The following is a 10301-nucleotide window of genomic DNA, read 5'->3' as shown; positions in this document are numbered from 1 at the left end:
TGTCCGAGGGAAATTTCTATCATGCGTTTTCACCTGTTAAAGGCCCTGCCGTTCGCCTTAGCCGCGAGTTTCGTGCAGGCACAAACACTCCCCGAAGCCATGCAGAAAGCACTGGATGTGCACCCGGAAATTCAAGCCGGGGTCAACAGCCGTCTAGCCGCTGACTATCAGCTCAAAGCCGCCAAAGGTGGCTATCTGCCACGGGTCGACATGCTCGCCGGCTACGGTCGCGAGGGCACCGATAACCCCAGTACTCGCGCGGGTACTGGCAGCAATCACTGGGAAACCTTGAATCGCGGAGAGTCAAGTTTACGTCTCCAACAGATGGTTTTTGACGGTTTTGCCACGTCCAGCGAAGTCGGGCGTCAACAAGCCACCGTCAATTCCCGGGCTTATTCCCTGCTCGGCACCTCCGAGCGCACCGCGCTGACCGTGGCCCAGGTGTACCTGGACGTGCTGACCCGCCGTCAATTCGTGCAGTTGGCGGAAGACAACCTGCGCAACCACGAACGCATCTACGACCAGATCAAGCTGCGCACCCAGCGTGGCGTGGGCAGCGGCGCCGACCTCGATCAGGCCGAAGCGCGTATGGCCCAGGCCCGCAACAACCTGATCACCGAGCAGACCAACCTGGCCGACGCCCAGACCAACTACCTGAGTGCGGTAGGGCAGATGCCGGATCAGCTGGAGCGTCCTGCCAGCTTCATGGCAATGATGCCGGCCAACCTCGATGAAGCCCGGCGCCAGATGCTGGAAAACAGCCCGATCCTGCGCTCCGCGGAATCCGACATCGTGGCTGCCGAGAAGCAGTACGACGCCGCCAAGTCGGCGTTCTACCCACGTTTCGATGCCGAGCTGGGACGCACAGCCGACAACGATCTGGACGGTCAGAACGGCCACAACAATGAATGGCAGGCCATGTTGCGCATGCGCTTCAACCTGTTTGCCGGTGGCAGCAACAAGGCCGACCTTGAGTCCAAGGCCTACCAGTCGAACCAGGCCCTGGATATCCGCAACAACGCCTTGCGGGTCTTGAACGAGGAACTGGGCCTGGCCTGGAACGCCTTGAACAACGCCAACGCCCAGGTGCCGATTGCCCAGCAATACGTTGATCGCAGCACGGCAGTGCGCACCGCCTACCAGAAGCAGTTCAGCCTGGGCGAACGTACCCTGCTGGACTTGCTCGACAGTGAAAACGAACTGTTCACCGCATCCCGGCGTTTGGCCGAGATCAAGAACATTCAGTTATTTACTCAGTATCGAATCAAGGCGACCATGGGCGAGTTGCTCAAGAGCCAGGGAGTGGTCGCACCTATGGCTTCCGTCGTGCAGAACGATGCGAAGCCCAAGGTCCAGCTGCCTGGGATGAATTGAGCTATTTTCATCCAACAGCCAGCCAAGAGTGTCCAGCGTGGAATCAGAAGCCAGTCGAGCGCAATTTAGTCATGATCCACGCGGTATGCATGACGACCCCTTGCTGGATGGATTGCTGACCCTCTGCTTCCTGCATCAGAAGCCCGCCAGTGCGGCCATGCTGACCACCGGTCTGCCATTGCCGTCACAGCGCCTGAGCGCCGAGTTGCTGCCCCGCGCGGCAGCTCGGGCCGGGTTGCAGGGGCGCGTGCTGCGCCGCAAGCTCGAGCAGATTCCGACCATCGCCATGCCCGCCCTGTTGTTGCTCAAGAACGGTCGCAGCGCCGTGCTCCTGGGCTGGCAAGGTGAAGACCAGGCGCGCCTGCTGCTCAGCGAAAGCGATGGCGGCGAAGTCTGCGTCGATCGCCAACTGGTGGCCGACGACTACAGCGGGCAGGTGTTCTTCGCCCAGCCCCAGCACAAGTTCGACGTCAACCACGGTTCGCTGATTCCCCGGGCCCGCTCCTGGTTCCGCGACACCCTCAAGCGCTCGCGCTGGCTGTATGCCGACGCCATCGCCGCCAGCCTGTTGATCAACATCATCGCCATGGCCGCGCCGCTGTTCGTGATGAACGTCTATGACCGGGTGGTGCCCAACCAGGCCACGTCGACCCTGTGGGTACTGTCCATCGGCATCATGGGTGCCTATATCTTCGACCTGATCCTCAAGAGCCTGCGCAGCCTGTGCCTGGATCTGGCGGGGAAGAAGACCGACCTGATCATTTCCGCCACCTTGTTCGAGCGCATCGTCGGCATGGCCATGAAGTACCGCCCGGCCCGGGTCGGCAGCTTCGCCCAGAACATCCATGAGTTTCAGAGCCTGCGGGACTTCCTCGCGTCCCTGACCCTCACCAGCCTCATCGACCTGCCCTTCACCCTGCTGATCTTCCTGGTGATCGCCATCCTCGGTGGCCACCTGGTGTGGATCCCGGTGCTGGCCTTCCCGATCGCCCTGGGCATCGGCTACGCCTTGCAGAAGCCCCTGGTGGCGACCATGGAAAAAACCATGGCCCTGGGCGCCGAGCGCCAGTCGAGCCTGATCGAAACCCTCGCCGGGCTGGACGCGGTGAAGGTCAACAACGCCGAAAGCGAGCGTCAGTACCAGTGGGAGCAGACCATCGGCACCCTCAGCCGCCTGGAACTGCGGGTGAAGATGCTCTCCAGCCTGGCGATGAACATCACCCTGCTGATCCAGCAACTGGCCGGGGTGACCATGATCATCTTCGGTGTGTACCAGATCATCGACGGCAACCTCAGCATGGGCGGCCTGATCGCCTGCTACATGCTCAGCGGCCGGGCCCTGAGCCCGCTGGCCTCGCTGTCCGGCTTGCTGACCCGTTACCAGCAGGCGCGCGTCACCATGACCTCGGTGGACCAGATGATGGAACTGCCCCAGGAGCGCAATTTCGACGAGCGCCCCCTGAGCCGCAGCGTGCTGCAGGGCGCCATCGAATGCCGGCTGCTGAATTTCACCTACCCGGGGCAGCAGAACCCGGCGCTGAAGAACATCAACCTGGTGATCAAGCCGGGCGAGAAGGTCGGCATCATCGGCCGCAGCGGCTCAGGCAAGAGTTCCCTGGCCAAGCTGCTGGTGGGGCTCTACCAGCCGGACTCCGGGGCCTTGCTGGTCGATGGCGTGGACATCCGCCAGATCGACGTCAGCGAATTGCGCCACAACATTGGCTACGTGCCCCAGGACATCCAACTGCTGGCCGGCACCTTGCGTGACAACCTGACCTCCGGTGCCCGTTACGTCGAAGACGAACTGGTGCTGCAAGCCTCCGAACTGGCAGGGGTGCATGAATTCGCCCGGCTGCATCCGCAAGGCTATGAACTGCAGGTCGGCGAGCGCGGGCAGAACCTCTCCGGCGGCCAGCGCCAGAACGTCGCCCTGGCCCGTGCCCTGTTGCTCAATCCACAGATCCTGCTGCTCGACGAGCCCACCAGCGCCATGGACAACACCGGTGAAGAGCGCCTGAAGCAGCGCCTGGAATCGGTGGTGCAGAACAAGACCGTGGTCTTGGTCACTCACCGGGCGTCGCTGCTGTCGCTGGTGGACCGGCTGTTGGTGGTGGACCGTGGACAGATCCTGGCCGATGGCCCGAAAGCGGTGGTGATGGAAGCGTTGAAGAAGGGGCAGATCAGTGTTGCTTAAGTCGGGATTCAAGGACGCGATCCGCCGCTATTTCAAAGGCGGCGATTCCCTCAAGGGGCAGCCGCTGCCCGAAGTCAACAAGGCCCTGATCGAGGATGCGCCTCGGGTCATTCGCCTGACCATCTGGGGCATCATCGCCTTCTTCCTGTTCCTGGTGCTGTGGGCCAACTTCGCGGTGATCGACGAAGTGACCAAGGGCGAGGGCAAGGCCATTCCGTCGTCCAAGGTGCAGAAGATCCAGAACCTGGAGGGCGGGATCGTCTCCGAGCTGTACGTCAAGGAAGGTCAGGTGGTGGAGGCCGGTGCGCCGCTGATTCGCCTGGACGACACGCGCTTCCAGTCCAACGTCGGTGAAACCGAGACCGTGCGCCTGTCCATGCTGCTGCGGGTCGAGCGCCTGAGCGCCGAGGTGGATGAGCGCGAACTGAACTTCCCCGCGGACGCGGTCAAGGACGCGCCCGGCCAGGCGGCCAGCGAAAAGTCCCTGTACCAGAGCCGTCGCCAGCAATTGCACGACGAGATCGGCGGCCTTCAGGAGCAGTTGATCCAGAAGCAGCAGGAATTGCGTGAGTTCACCTCCAAGCAGGCCCAATACCGCCAGCAACTGGGCCTGCAGCGCCAGGAAATCGCCATGTCCGAGCCCCTGGTGGCCCAGGGCGCGGTGTCGCCGGTGGAAGTGCTGCGGCTCAAGCGCGCTGAAGTGGAAACCCGTGGCCAGCTGGACGCCACCACCCTGGCCATTCCCCGCGCCGAGTCGGCGATCAAGGAAGTGCAGCGCAAGATCGATGAAACCCGCGGCAAGTTCCGCAGCGAGGCCCTGACCCAGCTCAACGAGGCGCGCACCGAACTGAACAAGGCCAGCGCCACCGGCAAGGCCCTGGAAGACCGGGTCAGCCGGACCCTGGTGACCTCGCCGGTGCGCGGTATCGTCAAGCAGCTGATGGTCAACACCATTGGCGGGGTGATCCAGCCGGGCAGCGACATGGTGGAAATCGTGCCGCTGAACGACACCTTGCTGGTGGAAGCCAAGATCCGTCCCCAGGACATCGCGTTCCTGCACCCGGGGCAGGAAGCGATCGTCAAGTTCAGCGCCTATGACTACACCATCTATGGCGGCCTCAAGGCCCGTCTGGAGCAGATCGGCGCCGACACCATCACCGACGAAGACAAGAAGACCACCTACTACATGATCAAGCTGCGCACCGACCGCAGCCACCTGGGCACCGACGAGAAACCGCTGCTGATCATCCCCGGGATGGTGGCCTCGGTGGACATCATCACCGGCAAGAAAAGCATCCTCAGCTACCTGCTCAAGCCGATCATCCGCGCCCGCGCCGAAGCCCTGCACGAGCGCTGATCCGTGTAAAAGGCGACCTTGCCAGCCTTGTAGGAGCTGGCTTGCCAGCGAAGGGGCCCGTGAGAGCGCCTTCGCCGGCAAACCGGCTCCTGCAGTTCGTCTCATCGAGCCGTCGACGGCGCCGCGTCCCCAGGCATCGCGCCAGTCGAATCAACATATCGTTATTCACTAACGGTATTTAAATTCGTTTTCTTATATCTATAAAGTCAACTCCCTGCGTACCTGCCGACCAATCGGCGCGCCGCACGAAATGAACCCACACGGGATCTCCGTGAGTTTCTGATCGACGCGCGCGCCTTGGGCGCGCCTGCGCGGGAGTTTTAAGTCATGTCTGCATCAGCCAGTGCCGCCGCCGTTGCCGCACAAGCCTTCGAAATCCGTCCTTTCAACGGCGCCGTCGGCGCCGAGATCATCGGCCTGGACTTGTCCCGGCCGCTCAACGACCAGGACTTCGCCCGCATCCACCGCGCCCACCTGGATCATCACGTGGTGGTGTTCCGCGACCAGCGCATCAGCCCCGAGCAACAGATCGCCTTCAGCCGCCGTTTCGGCGTGTTGCAGATCCATGTGCTCAAGCAGTTCCTGCTGGCCGGGCACCCGGAAATCCTCATCGTTTCCAACATCATCGAGAACGGCCAGTCCATCGGCCTGGGGGATGCCGGCAAGTTCTGGCACTCGGACCTGTCCTACAAGGAACTGCCGAGCCTGGGCTCGATGCTGCACGCCCAGGAACTGCCGGCCGAAGGCGGCGACACCCTGTTCGCCGACATGCACCAGGCCTGGGACAAGCTGCCCGAGGCACTGCGCAAGGCGGTGGAGGGTCGCAGTGCCGCGCATTCCTACACGGCGCGCTACAGCGAAACCAAGTTCGAGGGCAACTGGCGCCCGACCCTGACCCCGGAGCAACTGGCCCAGGTCGCCGAAGTGGTGCACCCGATTGTCCGCACCCACCCGGAAAACGGCCGCAAGGCACTGTTCGTCAGCGAAGGTTTCACCACCCGCATCATCGGCCTGCCGGAGGACGAAAGCGCCCAGGTGCTGGCCGAGCTGTACGCCCATAGCGTGCTGCCGGACAACGTCTACCGCCACCAATGGCAGCCCCATGACCTGGTGTTCTGGGACAACCGCTCGCTGATCCACCTGGCCGCCGGTTGCCCGAGTCACCTGCGCCGCAAGCTGTATCGCACCACCATCCAGGGCGACGCCCCTTACTGATCGGCCGGCTCGGCAGGAGAAACACCATGTCCTTATCCATTCCCTTCATTCCCCGCCTCGGTCAACTGGCCACGGCCATCGGCCTGGGTTTCAGCCTGCTGGCCGGCAGCCTGGTCGCCCCTACGGCGGCCCATGCCGAGGGCGAGATCCGCATCGCCGAACAGTTCGGCATCGTCTATTTGCTGCTCAACGTAGTGCGCGATCAGCACCTGATTGAAAAGCACGGCAAGCAAGAGGGCATCGACATCAAGGTCGACTGGACCCAGCTGTCCGGCGGCGCAGCGGTCAACGACGCGTTGCTGTCGGGCTCCATCGACATTGCCGGAGCCGGCGTCGGCCCGCTGTTGACCATCTGGGATCGCACCCACGGTCGGCAGAACGTCAAGGCCGTGGCCTCCCTCGGTAACTTTCCCTACTACCTGGTGAGCAACAATCCCAAGGTCAAGACCATCGCCGACTTCACCGAGAAGGACCGCATCGCGGTGCCGGCGGTGGGTGTCTCGGTGCAGTCGCGCTTCCTGCAGTACGCCGCCGCCAAGCAATGGGGCGACCAGGAATTCAATCGCCTGGATAAGTACACCATCGCCGTGCCTCACCCGGATGCCACTGCCGCACTGATTGCCGGCGGTACCGAGCTGACCGGGCACTTCTCCAACCCGCCGTTCCAGGATCAGGCCCTGGAGAACCCCAACGTGCATGTGGTGCTCAACACCTACGACCTGCTGGGCCCGAACTCGCCGACGGTGCTGTTCGCCACCGAGAAATTCCGCAACGACAACCCGAAAACCTACAAGGCCTTCGTCGAGGCCCTGGCCGAGGCGGCCGAGTTCGCCCAGAACGACAAGGGCGCGGCCGCCGACACTTACATCCGAGTGACCAAGGCCAAGATCGATCGCGCCGCGCTGCTGAAGATCATCGACAACCCGCAGTTCGAATTCAGCGTGACGCCGAAAAACACCTACCCGCTGGCGGAGTTCCTGTACCGGGTGGGCGCCATCAAGAACAAGCCGGAATCGTGGAAGGACTACTTCTTCCAGGACGCCACACCGCTGCAAGGGAGCTGACAGCCATGAACGCCCCCTTGCCAGGCCACACGGCCAGCAATCCCACGGCCATCGCCGAAGCGCTGTTGGCGGTGGATCAAGTCAGCCTGGAATACCGCACCCCGCAGCGCGTGGTGCGGGCCACCCACCAGGTGAGTTTCGAAATTGATCCGGCTGATCGTTTTGTCCTGCTGGGGCCTTCGGGTTGCGGCAAGTCGACCCTGCTCAAGGCGGTGGCCGGATTCATCCAGCCCTGCGAGGGGGAGATTCGCCTGCAAGGCCAGCGCGTCAGCCAGCCCGGGCCGGACCGCATCGTGGTGTTTCAGGAGTTCGATCAACTGCCGCCCTGGAAAACCGTGAAGCAGAACGTGATGTTTCCCCTGCTGGCGTCCAACACCCTCGGTCGTCGCGAAGCCGAGGAGCGCGCTCTGCATTACCTGGAAAAAGTCGGGCTGGCAGCTTTTGCCGATGCCTACCCGCACACGCTGTCCGGTGGCATGAAGGCCCGGGTGGCAATCGCCCGGGCCCTGGCCATGCAACCGAAGATCTTGCTGATGGACGAGCCCTTCGCTGCCCTCGACGCCCTGACCCGGCGCAAGATGCAGGAGGAGTTGCTGCTGCTCTGGGAGGAGGTGCGCTTCACCTTGCTGTTCGTCACCCACTCCATCGAGGAGGCGCTGGTGGTGGGCAATCGCATTCTTTTGCTGTCGCCCCATCCGGGGCGGGTGAGGGCGGAGGTCCACAGCCACCAGTTCGACCTGCAAAGCCTGGGTGGCGTGGCTTTCCAGCAGACGGCACAGCGTATACATCGCTTGCTGTTCGATGAAGGCCAGGGGCCTGACACCGAAACCGAACTGGATTTCGCCGATATCCGCATCGCCTATTGAGCCGTCAGGCCACCGTTGAACGAGGAACGCCCGATGAGCCAGTCATCCCCCGTGCGCGAAGAATACGAAGTTGTCCTGCAACCCTTGCTGCAAGTCCCGCTGGAGCGAGAGCTGCCCCTGGGCCAGCGTCTCTGGCAACAGGGCTGGCTGCGCAAGGGCCTGATCCTGATCCTTTTGGCGCTGCTGTGGGAGGCCGTGGCCCGCTACCAGAACAACGACCTGCTGCTGCCCAGCTTTGTGCAAACCGCCAGCGCCCTGTACCAGGGCCTGCTCAGCGGCGAATTGCTGGGCAAGGTGGGCATTTCCCTGGTGGTGCTGCTCAAGGGCTACCTGATCGGCATTGTCCTGGCCTTTGCCCTGACCACCCTGGCGGTGTCGACCCAGTTCGGCCGCGACCTGCTGAGCACCCTGACCTCGATGTTCAACCCGTTGCCGGCCATTGCCCTGCTGCCCCTGGCGCTGCTGTGGTTCGGCCTGGGGCAGAACAGCCTGATCTTCGTGCTGGTGCATTCGGTGCTCTGGGCCCTGGCCTTGAACACCTACGCCGGGTTTCTCGGCGTCTCGGAAACCCTGCGCATGGCCGGGCGCAACTACGGCCTCAAGGGCCTGCGCCTGGTGCTGTTCATCCTGATCCCGGCGGCGCTGCCGTCGATCCTGGCCGGGCTGAAGATCGGCTGGGCCTTCGCCTGGCGCACCCTGATCGCCGCCGAACTGGTGTTCGGCGCCACCAGCGGCAAGGGCGGCCTGGGCTGGTACATCTTCCAGAACCGCAACGAGCTGTACACCGACAAGGTCTTTGCCGGGCTGGCGGTGGTGATCCTCATCGGCCTGCTGGTGGAAAACCTGATCTTCGACACCCTGGAGCGGATCACGGTGAAACGCTGGGGCATGCAACGCTGAGCGGCCTCGTGCGCCAGACCCCTCGACTGTAGGAGCGGGCTTGCCAGCGAAGGCGTCCTCAAGGGCGATGCAAGGTTAGAAGCCCATTCGCCGGCAAGCCGGCTCCTACGCGGGTAGTGGGTTTACGGGGCAGGATTGATCTCCCGCATTTTTCTGGACGGCGAGCCTGCTAGCATTGCGTGCAGATCAATCTTGATCGGCCATGAGTGCTCAGCATGCAACTTCCGGACATGAACCTTCTGGTGGCCCTCGATGCCCTGCTCGACGAGGGCAGCGTGGTCGGCGCCGCACGGCGCATGAACCTCAGCCCGGCGGCCATGAGCCGGACCCTGACACGAATCCGCGACGCCCTCGGCGATCCGGTGCTGGTGCGCGCCGGGCGTGGCCTGGTGCCCACCCCCAAGGCGCTGGAGCTGCGCAGCCAGGTGCGTGATCTGGTGGAGCAGGCGGCGCTGCTGTTTCGCTCGGCGGATCAGGTCGACCTGTTGACGTTGCGCCGGCGCTTCAACGTGCGTGCCAACGACTTTTTCATCGGTGTCTACGGCGGGCGCCTGATCGACACGCTGGAGCGTCAGGCACCGTTGTGCGAGCTGCGCTTCGTGCCCGAAGGCGACGGCGACGATGAGGCCCTGCGGGAAGGGCGGATCGATCTGCGAATCAGCAACACCCGGCCGCTGACCCCGGAAGTGAAGGTGCAGAACCTGTTCACCACCGCCTTTGTCGGCCTGGTGCGGGAAGATCATCCGTTGCTCGACGAAGAGATCACCGCCGAGCGCTTTGCCGCGTTCCCCCATATCAGCATGTCGCGCCGCGGCATTGCCCGCGGACCGATCGACGCGGCCCTGGCGGAGCAGGGCCTGGAGCGACGGGTGTCGCTGATTGCCCCGAGCTTTCATGCGGCCATGTTCATGCTGCCGGATTCGGACCTGATCCTGCCGGTGCCCCAGGAAACCCTGCTCAGTGTCTCGCGCCTGGGCTTGCGCCTGCGCTCGTTCGTGCTGCCGATTTCTCTGCCGACCCTGGTCCTGACCCAGGCCTGGCACCCGCGCTACGACAAGGACCCGGCGCACAAATGGTTCCGTGAAACCCTGCGCAGTTCCTGCCAGGCCACTTGGCAGGAAGCCCAGCCTGCCACCTTGTAGGCGCCGGCTTGCCGGCGAAGCGATCTTGAGGGCCCCTTCGCTGGCAAGCCAGCTCCTACGGTGCATCTGCAATCTGCGTCGCCCCTGTGGGAGCCGGCTTGCCGGCGAAAGCGGTCTTGATGGCCTCTTCGCTGGCAAGCCAGCTCCTACGGTCAATAGGGTTAATTGTTGTGTTTGACGCACTTATAA

8 protein-coding genes are annotated in these 10301 nt (G+C 63.4%); all 8 read left to right on the top strand.

The features are described 5' to 3' along the window. The first annotated feature begins 21 nt into the window (after nt 1-21). Nucleotides 22-1374: a TolC family outer membrane protein gene (locus ACMGG8_RS03005; protein ID WP_060836916.1), complete on the top strand. Its 1353-nt coding sequence runs from the start codon at nt 22-24 to the stop codon at nt 1372-1374. 37 nt (nt 1375-1411) lie between these two features. Beyond that, the gene (locus ACMGG8_RS03000; RefSeq protein ID WP_060836917.1) at nt 1412-3568 is read left to right on the top strand and encodes a type I secretion system permease/ATPase; all 2157 of its coding nucleotides are present in this window, start codon (nt 1412-1414) and stop codon (nt 3566-3568) included. Beyond that, nucleotides 3558-4925 carry an HlyD family type I secretion periplasmic adaptor subunit gene (locus ACMGG8_RS02995; protein WP_060836918.1) on the top strand — a complete coding sequence of 456 codons (1368 nt, stop codon included), beginning with the start codon at nt 3558-3560 and terminating at the stop codon, nt 4923-4925. The genes ACMGG8_RS03000 and ACMGG8_RS02995 overlap by 11 nt, the downstream gene beginning before the upstream one ends. A 327-nt stretch (nt 4926-5252) precedes the next feature. After that, nucleotides 5253-6140 (top strand): TauD/TfdA dioxygenase family protein, encoded by an 888-nt coding sequence (locus tag ACMGG8_RS02990; RefSeq protein ID WP_060842097.1) that lies wholly within the window; start codon nt 5253-5255, stop codon nt 6138-6140. A 26-nt stretch (nt 6141-6166) separates the two neighbouring features. After that, nucleotides 6167-7204: an ABC transporter substrate-binding protein gene (locus tag ACMGG8_RS02985; RefSeq protein ID WP_060836920.1), complete on the top strand. Its 1038-nt coding sequence runs from the start codon at nt 6167-6169 to the stop codon at nt 7202-7204. 5 nt (nt 7205-7209) lie between these two features. After that, nucleotides 7210-8070 carry an ABC transporter ATP-binding protein gene (locus tag ACMGG8_RS02980; protein WP_414159157.1) on the top strand — a complete coding sequence of 287 codons (861 nt, stop codon included), beginning with the start codon at nt 7210-7212 and terminating at the stop codon, nt 8068-8070. Between the two features lie 33 nt (nt 8071-8103). Next, nucleotides 8104-8970, top strand: coding sequence for an ABC transporter permease (locus ACMGG8_RS02975; RefSeq protein ID WP_060836922.1), 867 nt, complete (start codon nt 8104-8106; stop codon nt 8968-8970). A 215-nt stretch (nt 8971-9185) separates the two neighbouring features. Next, on the top strand, nt 9186-10112 hold the full coding sequence (locus ACMGG8_RS02970; RefSeq protein WP_060836923.1) for a LysR family transcriptional regulator: 927 nt from the start codon (nt 9186-9188) through the stop codon (nt 10110-10112). The last annotated feature ends 189 nt before the right edge of the window (nt 10113-10301 follow it).

Origin of the sequence: Pseudomonas sp. BNK-45 (assembly GCF_047456255.1) — a bacterium.
Classification (GTDB): Bacteria; Pseudomonadota; Gammaproteobacteria; order Pseudomonadales; family Pseudomonadaceae; genus Aquipseudomonas.
The sequence above is the reverse complement of the archived record's forward strand: the minus strand, read 5'-3'. Positions and strand labels throughout refer to the sequence as shown.

Excerpts from the sequence above, each read along its gene's own strand:
- ACMGG8_RS02985 (WP_060836920.1), top strand. The coding sequence starts at position 6,167 with ATGTCCTTATCCATTCCCTTCATTCCCCGCCTCGGTCAACTGGCCACG.
- ACMGG8_RS02975 (WP_060836922.1), top strand. The coding sequence starts at position 8,104 with ATGAGCCAGTCATCCCCCGTGCGCGAAGAATACGAAGTTGTCCTGCAA.
- ACMGG8_RS02970 (WP_060836923.1), top strand. The coding sequence starts at position 9,186 with ATGCAACTTCCGGACATGAACCTTCTGGTGGCCCTCGATGCCCTGCTC.
- ACMGG8_RS02990 (WP_060842097.1), top strand. The coding sequence starts at position 5,253 with ATGTCTGCATCAGCCAGTGCCGCCGCCGTTGCCGCACAAGCCTTCGAA.
- ACMGG8_RS02980 (WP_414159157.1), top strand. The coding sequence starts at position 7,210 with ATGAACGCCCCCTTGCCAGGCCACACGGCCAGCAATCCCACGGCCATC.
- ACMGG8_RS03005 (WP_060836916.1), top strand. The coding sequence starts at position 22 with ATGCGTTTTCACCTGTTAAAGGCCCTGCCGTTCGCCTTAGCCGCGAGT.